This is a genomic window from Pseudomonas sp. H26/SER47-MNA-CIBAN-0231 (assembly GCF_040310465.1).
Lineage (GTDB): Bacteria > Pseudomonadota > Gammaproteobacteria > Pseudomonadales > Pseudomonadaceae > Aquipseudomonas > Aquipseudomonas atacamensis.
On the sequence record NZ_JBEOPW010000001.1, the window covers coordinates 439,748 to 458,504 of the forward strand.

Below are 18,757 nucleotides of genomic sequence, written 5' to 3' on the forward strand. Positions count from 1 at the left end.
GACGGTGGATTTTTCATTCCAGGTATTTGGAACGGTAGGACCTCTGAATGGCACCTTGTCCAGAACGCAGGTGCGTAGCATTTTGGGTGGTGATTTTGAGGAGTTTAAGAAAACGGCTGCCTCGTTGAATACGACGGATGCGTTTGTAAGATACGACTTACATGTCTTTTATGACCCTCGAGATGTTGTGAAAGGTGCGGAGTTTTTCGAAAGAAGCGGCGTCACCTGGATGGGGCACAAACTTGTGGGACAAAAATTGTCTCGCATACTGAGCCTGTTCCGCAGTAACGGCATTCAACCTGTCATTGACGATGACGGGTTTGACGTTAGCGAATTTGGTATGAGCTTTTATGTACCGGACATCGAGGACGGTGAGGACGCATTGATCAAATCCCTGTACATCAACCTGCGTACCGATAGGTAATCCTCCATTTTCATGGCTCTGAGGAAACTCCACTTCCACCGCACTCCGGAGGTTTTACAGTGATTACCGAAGACATAAAGATCATCCAAGAGATTTTTCAGGTGGTCGAAGCCGGCATCGTCCATGGCTATGACGCGTTCCGTTATGGCGTGGAGTTGGGGGAGGGCTACATCGAGACGGAGCTGTGCGTTGAGAAAGATGGCGTCGAGGACTGGAACGCTGAAACTGATATTAACGGGGCGATTATCCTTCGTTTGGTCGACCAGCTTCAGGAAAACGCAGTCAAGCGTGGCGAGCCATGGAAGTCATTCGTCCTCTCCTATCGAGAAGGCGAACAAGTCAAAACGAAATTCGCATATTGATTCCGGACTTTCAGATCAAAAGATCGCAGCCTTCGGCAGCTCCTACAGGGGATACGTACCCACTCTGTAGGAGCACCGAAGGCTGCGATCTTTCGCTTTTCACTTCGGATAAAGCGGCGGCAATCCACTCTCACTCACCGGATCCTGCACGCGCTCGGCGGCGGGAATAGTGCGGATCGCCCGCCACAAATCCTCACCCTGCCAGTGCTGTCCCGTCTCGCTGTACAGCGCTCCATTCAACCCATCCAGCGCATCCGACAACGGCACAAACCGCGCCGCCATATCCGCCAGTGTCTCCGGCTGCTGCCGCGCCCAGGCGTCCAGTGCCTGGCGGGTGGCGTGGGGGTCGTTGGCCTGGCTGGCGCGTTTGATGTCGTCGAGCAGGGTGCGCGGGCTCGGGCCGGTTTGGGCGGCGCGGTGGATTGCCGGTTGCCAGCGGGCGCGCCACCAGAGGCCGAAACCGAGCAGGGTGGTGCAGGCGAGGATCAGGGTGCTGAGTTTCCACCACCACAGGGTGTCGTTGTCGGGCGTGCTCGGTTGCAGGGTGCCGGCCGGGGTGTCGATTTGCAGGCTGGGGTTGTTCGCCACTTGCAGGGTGCGCGCGGGCAGGCTGCTGTGTTCGAGGTGGTCTTCGAAGGTGTTCCACCAGACCACGTCGACGGTTGGCAGGTCGATCGCGCCGCTGCGGCTTGGCACCAGGGCTTCGCGTTCTTCGCGGCTGCCGATGATCCCGCGGTCGCTGCTCTGGTTGCTCAGCACGGGTTGATCGGGGTAGCGGCGCAGGCCGTTGACGTCGGTGGCGGGCAGGGCTGGCAGTTGCGAGCTGGCGAGGCCTTCGACTTTCAGGGTCAGGCTGCGGGTCAGGGAATCGCCGACCTGGGTGTGATCCGGTTCCGGGCTCCAGCTTTCGCTGAGGCTGAGGTTGCGCGCCGGCAGCCAAGGTGCATCGACCGGGTAGGTCAGCGGTTTCGGTTTGACCGTCAGCGGAATCGACGCCGAGCTGACGCGCATCAGTTTGCCGGGCTTCGGCCCCGAGGCGTCTGCCGATGGCGCGGTATCGACCAGCGTGGCGCTGAACGTCTGCGGGGCGATCATCAGCAGGCCGCTGTGTTGCGGATAGATCGCGTAGCGCATCTCGATCACGCCGTGGCGCAGACCGTTGATGTCTTTCTCGTAGGTGCGCGTGTCGCCGAGCTGCTCGATGCGCGCATCGGCGATTTGCAGCGGGCTCAGGCTGCTGTCGTCATACAGCGAGACTGAATGATAGATGCGTAGGGTCAGGATGGCCTGGGCCTGCACGTAAACGCTGGTCTGATCGAGGCTGGCTTCGATGAACACCGGATCGAGGCTGTTGTTGTCTTCGCGGTTGTCGCTGGCGATCACCTGCACGGTGATCGGCTGGCTCTGTGCTTCGCCCAGTTGCAGCGGCGGAATCACGACGCTGCCGTTCTCTTTCGGCAGCAGGGTGATGATCCAGCGTGTGGTCGCGCGGTTGTCGCCGTTGAGGGTGTTGAGCTGGTTGACCTGGCGCGTGCCGCGCACTTCGAACAGCGCTTCCAGTGCCGACAGATCGGGCTTGCCGAACTGGGTGACGTCGTCAGTTTCGAGGGTGAGCTCGACCGTCTCGCCGGAGTTCAGGCGACTGCGATCCACGCTGGCGGTCAGCTCGGCCGCCTGAGCGGTGGCCGTGCAGATCAGCAGGGGCAGCAAGAGAGCGGTGAAGCGGGTCATCGATTGTTTTCCTGATCCTGATGTTGTTGCTGTTCGTACCAGAATTTGCGCCTGAGCAGTTCGCCCGGGTCGTCCGGGATCTTGCCCAGCCATTGCTCGAGCGCCTGACGCTGCTCGCCTTCGAGGTTGTTCTCGCTCGGGCGCAGGGTCGGCACCGTGTCGGTTTCCTCTTCCTCGTTGCTGCCGGGGACTTCATTGGGGCCGGGCAGCGGCGGGGCGGTCGGCGGCGGTTCGCTGGCCGACTCGGCCGGTTGCGCCTCGCTCTGGGTTTCACTGCTCACCGCCGGAGGGGGCGCGGTGGTGGGCGAAGGCTCATCGCCGGGCAGACTTTGTTCGTTGGGCTGGTTGTCCGGTTCGGGCGGCGGCGGGGCGTTTTTCTGCTTCAGCAGGCTTTCCACCAGCGCCTTGTTGGTCTGCGCCGGACGCAGATCCGGTTGCAGTTCCAGCGCCTGTTCGTAGGCATCGATTGCTGCTTCCAACTCGCCACTTTTTGCCAGAGCGTTGCCACGATTGTAGTGGGCGCGGGCATCGCTGCCCTCGGCAAAACGCTGAGCGGCGCCACTGTAGTCGCCGGCCTCGTACAACGCCACCCCTTGCCACTGATGATCATCAAAATGCTGCGCGGCTTCGGCCGGGCGCTTCTGCTTGAGCAGGTGCAAACCTTGCTGGTCGGGGCGCAGCCACAAGTCTTCGAAGTCGAAAGCGTAGCTCGGTTGCGGCAGGCACCACAGCAGCGGCAGGCAGAACAGCCAGCCACGGCGCCCGGCACACGCAGCCAGCAACAACAGCGGCAACAGCAGCCAATAGCCCTGATCGGCCCACGTATCGAGGCGCACGGTCTGGCCGTCGTCGCGCAGGCTGCGCGGGCCGTTGAGCAAACCGAGAGCGCCAAGATCAGCCTCGTCAAGACGCGCCGGGTGATACTCGCCGCCGACGCTGTTGAGGAATGTCGCCAGACCAGGACTGTCGAGTTGCGGCACGCGGATCGCGCCTTGCTCGTCCTTGAGGAAACTGCCGTCCTCCTGGGCAATCGGCGCACCTTCGGCGGTGCCGATGCCGAGCATCAGCAGTTGCGTCGACTCGCCATTGAGCACACGGCGAATGCCTCGCCGTTCTTCTTGGTTGAGCGACGAACCGATCAGCAGAATCCGTCCCTGTCCCAGCGCACCTTGCTTGAGCAACGCCAGCGCCTTGTCCACGGCCAGATCGGCGCGGTGGCCGGCTTCCGGCATCAGCGACGGCTTGAGCGCGTCGAGCAGGTTGCGACTGGTCGCCAGATCATCCGACAGCGGCACCAGCGTGTGCGCGCTTCCGGCATAAACGACGATGGCGGTCTGCGCATCGCTGCGCGCCTGCAACAGGTCGAACAGCTTGCGCCGCGCCTGTTCGAGACGCGTCGGTGGCGAGTCGGTGGCGAGCATCTCCGGGGTCAATTCGAGCACGACTACCAGCGGATCGGCGGGTTTCTGGCTGGTCTGTTCGACGCGCTCCCAGCTCGGCCCGAGCAAGGCCAGAATGGTCAGCAACCACGCCACGCCAAGGGCGACCCACGGCAGTTTGCTTTGGCGCCCGCTGCCGCCACTGAGCAGCGCAGCGTGAAATGCAGGCGGCAGAATCATCTGCCAGCGCCCGGCGCGTTTCTGCCGGTGCCAGAGTTGCCAGAGCAGCCAGCCGAGCAGCGGCAACAGCAGCAGCCACCAAGGGCGGAACCAGTGCGGCCAGAGCGCGATCATCGGCGCCTCCGCAGGCGCAAACGCTGCAAGCGCTGACGCCAGTCCGGCAGCGGACTTTGCAAATACAGTTGCTTGGTAAACAGGCGTTGCAGTGGGTTATCCGGCCACAGTTCGCGGACGACCAGCAACAGACTCAACCACAGCGCCAATGCCAGCGGCCAGTGATACAAGGCTTGCGCCGGACGTGCCTGAGTCGGTTGCTGGGTCACCGGTTCGAGCTGATCGAGGGTGTCCTTGATCGCTTGCAGCTCCAAGCCGTCGTGGGCGCGGAAGTACTGGCCGCCGGTGATTTCGGCGATGGCCTTGAGCGCCGGCTCATCCAGATCAAGGCTCGGATTGACCCCGAGCAGGCCGGTCGAGCCGCTATCCTCGGGATTGGCGCCGATGCCGATCGGGTAGATTCTGACGCCTTCACTGGCGGCCAGTTTTGCGGCGGTCAGCGGATTGATTTCGCCGCCGTTGTTGGCGCCGTCGGTGACCAGAATCAGCACGCGACTTTGCGCCGGGCGCAGGCGCAGGCGTTTCAGGGCCAGGCCGATGGCATCGCCGATCGCGGTGTTCTTGCCGGCGATGCCGATCCGCGCCTCGTCGAGCCAGACGCGCACGGTACGTCGGTCAAAGGTCAGCGGCGCTTGCAGGTAGGCCTGACTGCCGAACAGGATCAGGCCGACGCGGTCGCCGTCGCGGCTTTCAAGGAAATCCCCGAGCAAGTGCTGCACCAGCGACAGGCGACTGACTTCTTCGTCCTGCCACTGCATGTCGGGAAAATCCATCGAACCGGACACGTCCACCGCCACCAGCAGATCACGGCCACTGGCGGCAATCGGCAGCGGTTCGCCGAGCCATTGCGGGCGCGCGGCGGCGGTCAGCAGGATCAGCCATAGCAAGATAAACGGCGCCTGCTGCCGCCAGGCCGGCAAGTTGGCGCGGGCGCGGCGGCGGGCAAGGCCTTCGAGGTCGGCGAGGAAACTGACTTTCAACGCCGGCTCGCCGCTGTCGGCCACCGGCAGGACAAGACGCATCAACCACGGCAGCGGCAACAGCACGAAGATCCACGGCCAGGCGAACTCAAACATGTTTGCGAATCCACGTGTCGACCGCTTGGGTCAGGCCGGCGATGGCTTTGTCGTCGAGTTTGCATTCCGGCTTGTACGCGCCTTCGACCAGCACCATCCAGCGCGTCAGGCCGGCAGCCGGGCAGCGGTTATCGAGGAAGGCCAGCCATTTGCGGCCGTTGAGGGTGTGGCTCTGGCTGTACGGATAGTGGTTGCGGCACAGGCGTTTGAGCAGGCCGTTGAGTTGTTGCAGCCAGGCACCGGCGGGTGCGCCGTCGTAAGGCTTGGGCATTTGCGCCAGTTCGGCGAGCGCGGCGATGCGCACCGGATCCAGCGGTTGCTCGGCGCGTACCACCGGGCGTTTCTTCATCGGAATGAAGCGGCGCAGCTTCCACACGGCAAAACCCAGCAGCGGCAACAGCAGAAGCAGCAGCCACCAGCCCGGCGCCGGTGGCCAGAAGGCGATCGGCGGCGGCGAGATCAGCGGCTGCAGTTGGTCGAGGCCGTTCATCGACCTTTCCCCGGACGCTGCGGGTTCAGGAACTCGCGCATCTGCTCGACCATTTCGCTCTGCGTGCTCAACGGCATCAGCAACACCCGCAGCTTTTGTGCGAGCAATTCCCAGCGAGCGATGCGCGCTTCGGCCTGGGCGCGGTAGGTCTGGCGCAGGTCGAAGTTCAGCGTGTCGATCTCCAGCTGCGCGCCACGCTCGGCAAAGCGCAGCAGGCCGGCAGCGGGCAGGGCGTGATCGAGTGGGTCAGACAGCGGCAACATCAGCAGATCGCAATGCCGCGCCAGCAAACTCAACTGCTGCTCGGCGCTGTCGGACAACGCGCGTTCATCGCAAATGACGATGGCCAGACTGCCCGGCCGCAGCACTTCCCGCGCGCGGCGCAGGGCCACGCCGAAGGCATCGCGATCCGGCTCGCGCTCGCTGTGCAGCGACTGGTTGACCTTGACCAGACGGTTGAGCAATTGCAACAGGCTCTGCTTGCTCCGGCGAGGCTTGATTTCGTAGTGCTCGTTGTCGCCGAACACCAGCCCGCCGACGCGGTCGTTGTGCCCCAGCGCGGCCCAGCCGATCAACGCCGCGACCTGCGCCGCCAGTACCGATTTGAACATCAGCCCCGAGCCGAAAAACAGCCGGGTGCTTTGCTCGACCATGATGAAAATCGGTCGCTCGCGCTCTTCATGGAACAGCTTGGTGTGCGGTTCCTGCGTGCGCGCAGTGACGCGCCAGTCGATGGTGCGCACATCGTCACCGGCCTGATACACCCGCACCTGATCGAAGTCGACGCCACGGCCACGGAATTTCGAGTGATGCAGCCCGATCAGCGGGCTGCGCTGACTCGGCGTGGAAAACAGTTGCACCTCGCGCACGCGATGACGCATCTCGATCAGCTCGGCGAGGCTGATACGGATACCGGGTTCGGAGGGCAGGGCGGCGTTCATGGGGGTCAAGCGACGGCGACGACGTCGAGAATCCGCTGCACCACGCGATCCTGATCGATGCCAGCAGCTTCGGCTTCGAACGACAGAATGATGCGGTGGCGCAACACGTCGAACAGCACGGCCTGAATGTCCTCCGGGCTAACGAAGTCGCGACCGGCCAGCCAAGCGTGGGCGCGGGCGCAGCGATCGAGGGCGATCGAGCCGCGCGGACTGGCGCCGTAAGCGATCCACTCGGCCATTTCCGGATCGAACTTGGCCGGGTTGCGCGTGGCCATGACCAGTTGCACCAGGTATTCCTCCACGGCGTCGGCCATGTACAAACCGAGGATTTCCTTGCGCGCGGCGAAGATCGCCTGCTGACTGACCCGACGCTCGGGCTTGGTCTCACCGTTCAACGCCTCGCCACGGGCCTGCTGGAGGATGCGCCTTTCGACAGCGGCGTCGGGGAAGCCGATTTTCACGTGCATCAAGAAGCGGTCGAGCTGGGCTTCCGGCAGCGGGTAGGTGCCTTCCTGTTCGATCGGGTTCTGCGTGGCCATCACCAGAAACAGCGGCGACAGCTCATAGGTGCTGCGCCCGACGCTGACCTGACGCTCGGCCATCGCTTCGAGCAAGGCCGATTGCACCTTGGCCGGCGCGCGGTTGATTTCGTCAGCCAGCACCAGATTGTGAAAGATCGGCCCTTGCTGGAAGACGAAACTGCCGGTTTCCGGACGGTAGATTTCGGTGCCGGTGATGTCGGCCGGCAGCAGGTCGGGGGTGAACTGAATTCGATGGAACTGGGCTTCGATGCCCTCGGCGAGTTCTTTGATCGCTTTGGTCTTGGCCAGACCGGGAGCGCCCTCGACCAGCATATGGCCGTCGGCGAGCAGGGCGATGAGCAATCGCTCGATGAGTTTTTCCTGGCCGAGAATCTGCGTTGAAAGAAAGGTTCGCAGCGCCAGCAGCGCTTCACGATGTTCCATCGGTGACTGTTCCTGGAAAGGGGGTGGCCGGGGCGTTCGGATAACGCCGGGGCTGGGGGCGTTACTTTAATCCATCGTGGGGGGCGGCGACTAACGGCATTTGCGCGATTTGTCAGTATCGGTCTCCGTTTGCACTGTGTAGGGCCGTTTCTGGACGTTGCTACGATTCAGGTCTGCGTGTGCAAGCTGTTCAATATGACCTTGATGGCGGGGCGCTCAAGCAGTTCGCACCATTTGCCTTCATCAACGATGGCGCCCCGCTGCATGACGAGCACGCGGTCAAAACGATGGAGATGTTCAACATCATGAGTGACACATATAAAGCCCTGTCCAGCGAATGTCTTGAATAGCAAATCCCACACTGGTGTGGCGAGTTTCGGTTCAATCGAAGCACTCGGCTCATCAAACAGATTGAATTTGCCCGGTCGATTCAGGAGTCGCAGCAACGAAAGCCGCTTCGCTTCACCTCCGGAGATATTGGTGGCGTTTTCAGCGATGTGACCTCGGCCAATGATTTCATCAAGCTGGAGAGATTGAATTGCCTCGTTCAATGTTTTCGACTGCTCAACACCGAAAAGTACGGACTGTTCAAAACTTCCTTCCAGGAACTGCGGAGACTGGGGGCTGTAACGCACCGTTTCCAGATGAACGCGAGCATTTAAGCGATCTATGCACAGCTCGTCGATGAACAGCCGGGGCCGCACCGAAAAATCCAGTCCTGCCAGCGCTTCGAGTAACGTCGATTTGCCAGCGCCGCTGGGCCCGATGATCGCGACGGATTGGCCCTGTCGGAAGCTGATCTGGCTGGCAATTGATAGCTGCGCAACACCGTTATGGGTGATCTCGCAGGGCTCGAGCCGTAATGTTGATAGGTTATGCAACGCATCAGAGTAATGGCGGCGATCGTTATCGAAGTCAGCAGTTGCAAGTAATTCTTTGAGTCGCCGTTGATCAGCCGAGAATTGATCCAGCACCCGATAGCCTTCGGTCAGTGCCGATACATTCAACAGGAACGTACCAGCAATAGAGAAAATGGCCACCAACTGACCGACGCTGATACTTGCTTGTCCGGACGTCTGATCCATGACTCCCCAAGCCAACAAACCGCCGGTGGACAGGCTGATAAACAAAATCTTCGCCGCGCTCAACAGTCCGCCCGAGCCTGCTACGGTTACAGCAGCGTTGGCGTAGCGCTCAAATGCTCGGTTCAAGGGTTGCAGGGCCGTGCGTTCGGCGCGTTCCAGTTTTATCGATTTACCAGCCCTCAAAGTATTGACCAAGGTTGCACTCAGCTCATCCTCCTGGTCATTAACAGCATCGATGTGTTTTCTGCGCCATCGAATGATCCGGTGAGTTGCGTAGAGATAACAGCCACCGAGGCCAGCTAGCGCGCAGAAAACCCAGGCTCCGCCCATATACCAGAATGCGCCGGCCACAATAAGAAACTCCAGACACAGGGGAAAACCCGTAGTGACGAAGAACATCAGCAACTGTTCGTGGGCAGTGATTCCGCGCTCGACCGACTTGATGAACTGTCCTATTCGCCACGTGCCGAACTGGGAAAAATCCTTGCCCATCAACCGCGCCATCCAATTGATGGAAGCACCCATGACAATTCGCTGGACAAGCTTTGAGAGCAGCAGCGTTTGCAGGGGGGTGGTCATCGACTGAATGCAACCGGCCAGCATAAAAGCTGCGGTGAAAAAAAGCAGCGTACGCAGCGTTGTGTGATCGGCATCGTTTAGTGAATCGACGATCTTGCCCAATAACAAAGGAGGAGCCAGGGCCAGGATTTTCAGGGTGATGGTTGCGCCTATTGTCATCACCAGCAGGAGTCGATGTTTCTCGCAGGCTGTTCTTATAAATGTCTGCATGAGTATGTGCCTGTGGTCGTTTTGAATCACGCCGTTGGCGAGCTCCTGGTGCCGAGCAGAATGTGCTGAGGAGCCACGGGTTGGCCATTTCTGATTATGTTGAATCGGTCGAGACCCGGGATATAGGTCTGGGTAACTACGTTGGTCCCGGGGTACTCCATGACTGTTCTGAAAAATAGGACTTTGTTCATACCGCTCAGGTTTTTTCGGAGCAAGGCAAGTTGTTCAGGAACAGAGAGTGCAAGCAGGTTTTTTGGCGGCGCCAGGTATTGAGTTTCAAGTTTTTAACAGGTGCGAAGTCTACAAGCTGTTTCAGTTTCTCGGATTGACAAAGCACATCAAGTACCTTTCGGTCCGCGATTTCATCGTTGGCGTCGTATAAGGCGTTTGATTGGAATTGCTCCGTTACCGCTCTTTGGATGGCGATAAATATGTCCAAAGAACAGCCGGAGCCGATTGCGGATATATGTCGGTCGCCGGGGCCGGTTCGTGGTAATGCAACTGCCAGATAAACTTCTGACTCGTCTTTGATAATGATGATCTGCAAAGCTTCGGCAGCCCGTAGCGCGTATGAGTTGTTGAACAGGGCTTGCGCAAGCAGGGGCGCCGACGGTGAGTAGAGATCGATCGGAGGTATCAGTCTGCAGACGGCCATGAAAAACCGGGACAACAGGTGTCGCTCAATCAGTTCCAGGGTACCGTGCAGCAGTGCTTCTGATTTCGTGCAGCCGAAAGCAGTTCCTGAGTTAGAGGCGTAGCGATTTAAAAAGCGCGTCGGTTGACTCGTTGTTTTACGTTCATCTTTGACCGGATACAGCAGGGCGCATGGCACAAAAAGCCCAGCGCAGCCGTCGAGTGATGCAAGCTGAAGACACTGTAGAGACTCGATGTTTTTTCGCAGACTTGTGAAAATGCCGTCCGACTCGACCCCGTTCTGCGAAGCGATGTCACTGCAACCAAGCGTTTTGCAAAATGGCGGCTCGGCGTGAAACATCGCGTAGTGCTCAAGGCTTTCAGCAAGTGCACCTACAAGCGCGTCGGGACCTTTGCCTGCGCCTGATTCAATCAGCGTGTCGTATTCGTTATAGAGTTCGGCAGTAGCGACCAGATTACCGTCATCGACATAGCGCACTCGCGCTCTCAAACCCAGTGTCTGGATAACATTGTTTATTCGGACAAACGCTTCCCTGGATGAAATCTCACGCTCTGACATGGTGAGCCTCGTAGGCTTGAATGCCGAAAGATCGACTTTCGGCATTTTCAGGATTGGCTGATCGGGAGGCCGAGTCAGCGGGTCAGTGAGGCGAAGAAGTCCAGTTCCGTCGCCAGGAAACCTTCAAAGTGGCCCGTGCCATAAGGCAAATCATCGAAGGTGTTTATTTCAGAACGTTTTCTACCCATTACATATGACTCCATTGAATATCACGTTGTCGGCATTTTTTTGCGCGCCGAGCTTGCATGTTTTTTTGCAAGCGCAACGAGTAATAACAAGGGAGAGTTGAACCCGCAATCAGACGGCTTCCGATGATTGCGTAGGGCGCTTCTTGAGGAGTAGTAGGATCGAACTTCGTGCTGTTAAACACAGCGGCGTTCTATGCGGAAAATTAGCGCGAATTATGGTTTGCAGGTGTTTAGAACTTGTAGAGGTGTCAATTAGCGTGCAATTAATGACGATGGCATAAGAGGCGATCAAATGCCGTCGTCATTTATCTTGTCATGCGAGCCGAACTGGTTATTCCAGATTAATTACAAAAGTTCCTGTCCCATCGAGAATATTCTTCAAAGTCTCAACAACCTCATCCATATCCACCATATCCGGGTTGAAGCTGATCTCCAGCACATCATCGCCATTCAACGCATCGGCATCCGCCGCAGCAATCTCGATCTTCAGCAGTTTCGAAGTCAGCGTGACCTTCACCCCGTCAAGCGTCGAAGGCTCGCCATCCAGGGTGATCTCCAGCTCATCCTCATCCGGATAACGGCTCATCAGGAACATCTCGCCCTTGTCGCTGTGGCAGCAGAGCATGGCCATGTTGTCTTCTTCGTCGTCGCACGGGTTGACGATCAGTAGGGCGGTGGTCATTTGCATGGGGGAAATCCTGAGCAGTGGCGGCGGTGAGTCTGTTCGAAGGCGCGATTTTGCCAGTCTCAACCGGTTTGCGCTGCCTGCATCGGTAAAAAGTGGCAAAGCAGGACATTTCTGTCGCCCGGTTCCGAGTAGCGAGAAGGGAAAATCCGACGCCAGCGTAAGGCGATTACCGGATGCGCAAAATCCACCCGAAATTGCGATTTTTCGCTTGTGATCGCGGCCTTTTTACCGTTAGTTTCGGCGCTCTTGCGCAATGGAGTGCGTTACGACAACCCCAAAAAGGGAACTTTGCCATGACCCAATATTTCGATCGCGCCGAAGAAATCCGCCACCTGTCCGATGAACAGATCGAGGAAATCTACAAGCGCTATCTCGAAGGCGAAAAAACTGCCGCGCTGATGGCGGAATTTCAGATCCCTGCAACGGTGCGCAGTCTGCTCAAGGTTTTGCCCCCGGTCATCAGTGCCGACCTCAGCTGTCCTTACTGCAAACTGCCGATGTGGGTGCGCCGACACGCCAGGGGTACTCCGCTTTCGCTGCGCAGTACATTCAAATGCGTACGCTGTGAGCACCAGCAAAGCCTTCCCGGCACCAATACCCGCCACATGACTTGCAGCTGCACAGAATGTTTCAAGGTGCGCCAGCAGCAGCTTGCCGCCCGGGCCACGCGTGATCGCCTGGAATTGGAAGCTCGATATGGCGCGCGATGCCCCGCAGTGCCTTACGCCAATCTGGGGTTTGTGCAGAAGCTGACGTTGCTCGCCTTGCTGGATGATGGTTACGGCGCGACCGTTGAATGGATTGCGCCGTTGAATGCGCCATCCAGAGAAGAACTCCTCGCCCTGACGTTCGAGGCACGTGAGGAGCTGCTCAAAGGCCTGCACGAAGCCGGGGTGCTGGCAGTTTCCACCGATTCCGACATCAACGCCTTCGATCGCAGCGAGGGCTGCAATATCCGCGAGTACAGCGCGGTGCGCTGGCTGCCCAGCGTCACGCTCGACGGCGTAACGCGCTGTGCCCGCGAGAATTTGTATCAGGTGCTGTATCAGGAGTTGTCGGGCAGCGTCAAAGCCGCCTGGAAGAGCGAAATCTATTCGCTGGTCTTCAGTCTCGCCCGCGAAGCGTCCATTCAATACATCCGTGTGCTGGCCGCTGAAGTGGATTTTGCCTTCACGGCCGAGGCCCGTGCCGAGGAGGTGGTCGGGCAGTTGTTGCAGGACTTCTCGGTGAGTCAGTTGTATTACTTCGCCCGCCTGGCGGTACGAAACGCCGCGCACTTTTATGCCACCGGCAATTCCAAAGGGCGCAGCCACGCCTCCAACACCATTCCGCGCAACATGCTGAGCACGGCGCAGGACGCGCTCGCGCGCAACTGGCGCAAGAACGCCCATCGCGATGCGCGAGTACCGCAAACGGCCTTGCAGCGCTTGCTCTACGACGTGGTGCTCAAGGACAGCGGCGCCGGGTTTTCCAAGTCGCCGGGCATGTACTGGCGTGACGAACTGGTCCCGCAATTCTTTTCCGCCGTGGCGTTCGACAGCGACTTGCTCAGCCATCTGCGCCTGTTCTGCCGCGAATGCGATTCGAGCAACATTGACGCCAGCATGGACAAGCAGATCCTGCAGACGATGTGCTACGACTGCGCCACGGTGAGCAAATTCAGAGCCTTTGAGGAACTGCCGGACTGATTCGCGTCAACCGCTGGCGCTGAACCGGATGCCACGCTCAGGGTCGATAACAGGGCCTTGGGCGTTTTCGTTTCCGGATATGTAACGTCCTCGGCGACCGACCTGGCACGAAAGTCCCGTGAAACCGGGGTTTTGAACCTGCATTTCGGCGCACGCCTGCTAGTGTTGATGCAGGCCAAACCCTGCATTTACGTGCCAATGACCGAATATGTCGCAGCACCGCAAGCAGACACATTGTCGCACCCATTAAGCTGCGCAACGGATGAGCACCCGTAAAGGCATTGCCGGCAGTGCTGGCAGTCGCTTTTGCAGATGCTCATTCATGGAAGGTGAATGTGACCTGAGTGTCCCGTCCAGCTTCACCCACCTGTCTCCCTGTTTCCTCTGCCCGAGAATCAGGAACAGGGCGACACCAGCCCCGAAAGGGGTGTTGCACGCGACGCTTTCCATCAATAACAAGCTTAAGCGGAGTACCACAGATGGCGTTCTTCACCGCAGCCAGCAAAGCCGACTTCCAGCACCAACTGCAAGCGGCACTGGCGCAGCACATCAGTGAACAGGCACTGCCACAAGTGGCGCTGTTCGCTGAACAATTCTTCGGCATCATTTCCCTGGACGAGCTGACTCAACGTCGTCTCTCCGACCTCGCTGGCTGTACTCTTTCTGCGTGGCGCCTGCTTGAGCGCTTCGATCACGCGCAACCGCAAGTGCGTGTCTACAACCCCGATTACGAACGCCACGGCTGGCAGTCGACCCACACCGCGGTCGAAGTGCTGCACCACGACCTGCCATTTCTGGTCGACTCGGTGCGCACCGAGCTGAACCGTCGCGGCTACAGCATTCACACCCTGCAGACCACCGTGCTCAGCGTACGTCGTGGCAGCAAGGGCGAATTGCTGGAAGTCCTGCCAAAAGGCAGCACCGGCGAAGGCGTGCTGCACGAATCGCTGATGTACCTGGAAATCGACCGTTGCGCCAACGCGGCCGAGCTGAATGTGCTGAGCAAAGAGCTTGAGCAGGTGCTCGGTGAAGTGCGCGTAGCCGTCGCTGACTTCGAGCCGATGAAAGCCAAGGTGCAGGACATCCTCACCCAGCTCGATAACAGCGCCTATCCGGTCGATGCCGACGAAAAGAACGAAATCAAGAGCTTCCTGGAATGGCTGGTGGGCAACCACTTCACCTTCCTCGGCTACGAAGAGTTTGTGGTTACCGATCAGGCCGATGGTGGCCACATCGAGTACGACCGGAACTCCTTCCTCGGCCTCACCAAACTGCTGCGCACCGGCCTTACCTACGAAGACCTGCGCATCGAAGACTACGCCGTGTCCTACCTGCGCGAACCGACCCTGCTGTCGTTCGCCAAGGCTGCGCACCCGAGCCGCGTACACCGTCCGGCTTACCCGGATTATGTGTCGATCCGTGAAATCGACGCCGACGGCAAAGTCATCAAGGAACATCGCTTCATGGGCCTGTACACCTCGTCGGTGTACGGCGAGAGCGTGCGGGTCATCCCGTTCATCCGCCGCAAGGTCGAAGAAATCGAGCGCCGCTCCGGCTTCCAGTCCAAGGCTCACCTGGGCAAGGAACTGGCGCAGGTCCTCGAAGTGCTGCCGCGTGACGACCTGTTCCAGACCCCGGTCGACGAACTGTTCACCACCGTGATGTCGATCGTGCAGATCCAGGAACGCAACAAGATCCGCGTGTTCCTGCGCAAAGACCCGTACGGTCGCTTCTGCTACTGCCTGGCCTATGTGCCGCGCGACATTTACTCCACCGAAGTCCGCCAGAAGATCCAGCAAGTGCTGATGGAGCGCCTGAAGGCTTCCGATTGCGAGTTCTGGACCTTCTTCTCGGAATCCGTGCTGGCCCGCGTGCAGCTGATCCTGCGTGTCGATCCGAAGAACCGCCTCGACATCGACCCGCTGCTGCTGGAAAAAGAAGTGGTCCAGGCCTGCCGCAGCTGGCAGGACGACTACGCCGCACTGACCGTCGAAAGCTTCGGCGAAGCCCACGGCACCAACGTGCTGGCCGACTTCCCGAAAGGCTTCCCGGCCGGCTACCGCGAGCGTTTCGCTGCGCATTCGGCCGTGGTCGACATGCAGCACCTGCTGAGCCTCAACGAAAAAAATCCGCTGGTGATGAGCTTCTATCAGCCGCTCGGTCAGGTCTCCGGCCAGCGCGAGCTGCATTGCAAGCTGTATCACGCCGACACGCCGCTGGCGCTGTCGGACGTCTTGCCGATTCTGGAAAACCTCGGTCTGCGCGTACTGGGTGAATTCCCGTACCGTCTGCGCCACACCAACGGCCGCGAATTCTGGATTCACGATTTCGCTTTCACCGCCGCTGAAGGTCTGGACCTCGACATCCAGCAACTCAACGACACCCTGCAGGACGCGTTCGTGCACATCGTGCGCGGCGATGCCGAAAACGACGCGTTCAACCGTCTGGTGCTGACCGCCGGTCTGCCATGGCGCGACGTGGCACTTCTGCGTGCCTACGCCCGTTACCTGAAGCAGATTCGTCTGGGCTTCGATCTGGGTTACATCGCCAGCACTTTGAACAACCACACCGACATCGCTCGCGAGCTGACCCGGTTGTTCAAAACCCGTTTCTACCTGGCGCGCAAGCTCGGCAGCGACGATCTGGAAGACAAGCAACTGCGTCTGGAACAAGCGATTCTGACCGCACTGGACGACGTTCAGGTGCTCAACGAAGACCGCATCCTGCGTCGTTACCTCGACCTGATCAAAGCCACCCTGCGCACCAACTTCTATCAGACTGACGCCAACGGCCAGAACAAGTCGTACTTCAGCTTCAAGTTCAACCCGCATGCGATCCCTGAGCTGCCGAAGCCAGTGCCGAAGTTTGAAATCTTCGTCTACTCGCCACGCGTCGAAGGCGTGCACCTGCGCTTCGGCAACGTTGCTCGTGGTGGCCTGCGCTGGTCCGACCGTGAAGAGGACTTCCGTACCGAAGTGCTCGGCCTGGTAAAAGCCCAGCAAGTGAAAAACTCGGTCATCGTGCCGGTAGGTGCGAAGGGCGGCTTCCTGCCGCGTCGCCTGCCACTGGGCGGCAGCCGTGACGAGATCGCGGCCGAGGGCATCGCCTGCTACCGCATCTTCATTTCCGGTCTGTTGGACATCACCGACAACCTGAAGGACGGCGCACTGGTACCGCCGGTCAATGTCGTGCGTCATGACGACGATGACCCGTACCTGGTGGTTGCGGCGGACAAGGGCACTGCAACCTTCTCCGACATCGCCAACGGCATCGCCATCGATTACGGCTTCTGGCTGGGTGACGCGTTTGCGTCCGGTGGTTCGGCCGGTTACGACCACAAGAAAATGGGCATTACCGCAAAAGGCGCGTGGGTCGGCGTACAGCGCCACTTCCGCGAGCGCGGCATCAATGTTCAGGAAGACAGCATCACCGTGGTTGGCGTCGGCGACATGGCCGGCGACGTGTTCGGTAACGGCCTGTTGATGTCTGACAAGCTGCAACTGGTCGCTGCGTTCAACCACATGCACATCTTCATCGACCCGAATCCGAACCCGGCGACCAGTTTCGTCGAGCGTCAGCGTCTGTTCGACCTGCCGCGTTCGGCCTGGACCGACTACGACACCAGCATCATGTCCGAAGGTGGCGGTATCTTCTCGCGCAGCGCGAAGAGCATCGCGATCTCGCCGCAGATGAAAGAACGCTTCGACATCCAGGCTGACAAGATGACCCCGACCGAACTGCTCAACGCCTTGCTCAAGGCGCCGGTGGATCTGTTGTGGAACGGCGGTATCGGCACCTACGTCAAGGCCAGCACCGAAAGCCACGCCGATGTCGGCGACAAGGCCAACGATGCACTGCGCGTCAACGGTAACGAGCTACGCTGCAAGGTCGTGGGCGAGGGCGGTAACCTCGGCATGACCCAACTGGGTCGTGTGGAATTCGGTCTCAATGGCGGCGGTTCCAACACCGACTTCATCGACAACGCCGGTGGCGTGGACTGCTCCGACCACGAAGTGAACATCAAGATCCTGCTGAACGAAGTGGTTCAGGCCGGTGACATGACCGACAAGCAACGCAACCAGTTGCTGGCGAGCATGACCGACGAAGTCGGCAATCTGGTGCTGGGCAACAACTACAAGCAGACTCAGGCCCTCTCCCTGGCGGCGCGCCGTGCCTACGCGCGCATCGCTGAGTACAAGCGTCTGATGAGCGATCTGGAAGGCCGTGGCAAGCTGGACCGTGCCATCGAATTCCTGCCGACCGAAGAGCAACTGACCGAGCGCGTCGCTGAGGGCCACGGCCTGACCCGTCCTGAGCTGTCGGTGCTGATTTCCTATAGCAAGATCGACCTGAAAGAGCAGCTGCTGGGCTCGCTGGTGCCGGACGATGATTACCTGACCCGCGACATGGAAACGGCGTTCCCGCCGACCTTGGTCAGCAAGTTCTCCGAAGCCATGCGCCGTCACCGTCTGAAGCGCGAGATCGTCAGCACCCAGATCGCCAACGATCTGGTCAACCACATGGGCATCACCTTCGTGCAACGACTCAAAGAGTCGACCGGCATGAGCCCGGCGAACGTGGCTGGCGCTTACGTGATCGTGCGTGACATCTTCCACCTCCCGCACTGGTTCCGTCAGATCGAAGCGCTGGACTATCAGGTTTCCGCTGATGTGCAGCTGGAACTGATGGACGAGCTGATGCGTCTGGGCCGTCGCGCTACGCGCTGGTTCCTGCGTGCTCGCCGCAACGAGCAGAACGCTGCCCGTGACGTCGCGCATTTCGGTCCGCACCTGAAAGAGCTGGGCCTGAAACTCGACGAGTTGCTCAGCGGCGAAATCCGCGAGAACTGGCAGTCGCGCTATCAGGCGTACGTCGAAGCCGGTGTACCGGAATTGCTGGCGCGTATGGTTGCGGGCACCTCGCACCTGTACACGCTGCTGCCGATCATCGAGGCCGCCGACGTCACCGGGCAGGACCCGGCCGAAGTGGCCAAGGCTTACTTCGCCGTGGGCTCTGCGCTGGACATCACCTGGTACCTGCAACAGATCAGCGCCTTGCCGGTGGAAAACAACTGGCAGGCTCTGGCCCGTGAAGCGTTCCGTGATGACGTCGACTGGCAGCAACGGGCGATCACCATCTCCGTCCTGCAACAGGGCGACGGTTCCCAGGACGTGGAAGCACGCTTGGCGCTGTGGATGGCCCAGCACGAGAGCATGATCGAACGCTGGCGCGCCATGCTGGTGGAAATCCGTGCTGCGAGCGGTACGGACTACGCCATGTACGCGGTGGCCAACCGTGAACTGCTGGATCTGGCGTTGAGCGGGCAAGCGATCGTGCCTGCGATCACTGCGAATGCCGAGCTTGAACTGGCGTAAGTAGTGGCT

13 protein-coding genes are annotated in these 18,757 nt (G+C 59.7%); 4 read left to right on the forward strand and 9 right to left on the reverse strand.

The annotated features are described in order from the left end of the window. The first annotated feature begins 4 nt into the window (after positions 1 to 4). Positions 5 to 424, forward strand: coding sequence for a hypothetical protein (locus AAEZ10_RS01980; protein WP_143497886.1), 420 nt, complete (start codon positions 5 to 7; stop codon positions 422 to 424). 59 nt (positions 425 to 483) lie between these two features. Further along, positions 484 to 786, forward strand: a complete 303-nt coding sequence (locus AAEZ10_RS01985; RefSeq protein ID WP_110645657.1) for a hypothetical protein — start codon at positions 484 to 486, stop codon at positions 784 to 786. 99 nt (positions 787 to 885) lie between these two features. On the opposite strand, the gene AAEZ10_RS01990 is transcribed toward AAEZ10_RS01985, so the two are convergent. From AAEZ10_RS01990 to AAEZ10_RS02030, 9 genes are all read right to left on the reverse strand, one after another. Beyond that, a complete protein-coding gene (locus AAEZ10_RS01990) occupies positions 886 to 2,517 on the reverse strand; it encodes a BatD family protein (protein ID WP_350567294.1) in 1,632 nt (543 codons plus the stop codon). Then, on the reverse strand, positions 2,514 to 4,250 hold the full coding sequence (locus tag AAEZ10_RS01995) for a vWA domain-containing protein (RefSeq protein WP_350567297.1): 1,737 nt from the start codon (positions 4,248 to 4,250) through the stop codon (positions 2,514 to 2,516). The genes AAEZ10_RS01990 and AAEZ10_RS01995 overlap by 4 nt, the downstream gene beginning before the upstream one ends. Next, positions 4,247 to 5,326, reverse strand: coding sequence for a vWA domain-containing protein (locus AAEZ10_RS02000; RefSeq protein WP_110645660.1), 1,080 nt, complete (start codon positions 5,324 to 5,326; stop codon positions 4,247 to 4,249). Before AAEZ10_RS02000 ends, AAEZ10_RS01995 begins: the two co-directional genes overlap by 4 nt. Continuing rightward, on the reverse strand, positions 5,319 to 5,816 hold the full coding sequence (locus AAEZ10_RS02005; protein WP_110645661.1) for a DUF4381 domain-containing protein: 498 nt from the start codon (positions 5,814 to 5,816) through the stop codon (positions 5,319 to 5,321). Before AAEZ10_RS02005 ends, AAEZ10_RS02000 begins: the two co-directional genes overlap by 8 nt. Next, positions 5,813 to 6,757, reverse strand: coding sequence for a DUF58 domain-containing protein (locus AAEZ10_RS02010; protein WP_016774988.1), 945 nt, complete (start codon positions 6,755 to 6,757; stop codon positions 5,813 to 5,815). Before AAEZ10_RS02010 ends, AAEZ10_RS02005 begins: the two co-directional genes overlap by 4 nt. Positions 6,758 to 6,762: 5 nt before the next feature. Further along, positions 6,763 to 7,722, reverse strand: a complete 960-nt coding sequence (locus AAEZ10_RS02015; protein ID WP_007913915.1) for an AAA family ATPase — start codon at positions 7,720 to 7,722, stop codon at positions 6,763 to 6,765. A gap of 167 nt (positions 7,723 to 7,889) precedes the next feature. Beyond that, on the reverse strand, positions 7,890 to 9,596 hold the full coding sequence (locus AAEZ10_RS02020) for an ATP-binding cassette domain-containing protein (RefSeq protein ID WP_350567303.1): 1,707 nt from the start codon (positions 9,594 to 9,596) through the stop codon (positions 7,890 to 7,892). Positions 9,597 to 9,792: 196 nt separating this feature from the next. Further along, a complete protein-coding gene (locus tag AAEZ10_RS02025) occupies positions 9,793 to 10,809 on the reverse strand; it encodes a YcaO-like family protein (protein ID WP_350567306.1) in 1,017 nt (338 codons plus the stop codon). A 519-nt stretch (positions 10,810 to 11,328) separates the two neighbouring features. After that, a complete protein-coding gene (locus tag AAEZ10_RS02030; protein ID WP_110647060.1) occupies positions 11,329 to 11,685 on the reverse strand; it encodes a hypothetical protein in 357 nt (118 codons plus the stop codon). 293 nt (positions 11,686 to 11,978) lie between these two features. On the opposite strand from AAEZ10_RS02030, the gene AAEZ10_RS02035 reads away from it, so the two are divergent. Both AAEZ10_RS02035 and AAEZ10_RS02040 read left to right on the forward strand, forming a co-directional pair. After that, positions 11,979 to 13,373, forward strand: coding sequence for a hypothetical protein (locus AAEZ10_RS02035; RefSeq protein ID WP_110647061.1), 1,395 nt, complete (start codon positions 11,979 to 11,981; stop codon positions 13,371 to 13,373). Between the two features lie 479 nt (positions 13,374 to 13,852). Beyond that, entirely contained in the window at positions 13,853 to 18,748 is a 4,896-nt protein-coding gene (locus AAEZ10_RS02040) for an NAD-glutamate dehydrogenase (RefSeq protein ID WP_350567310.1), read from the forward strand. The last annotated feature ends 9 nt before the right edge of the window (positions 18,749 to 18,757 follow it).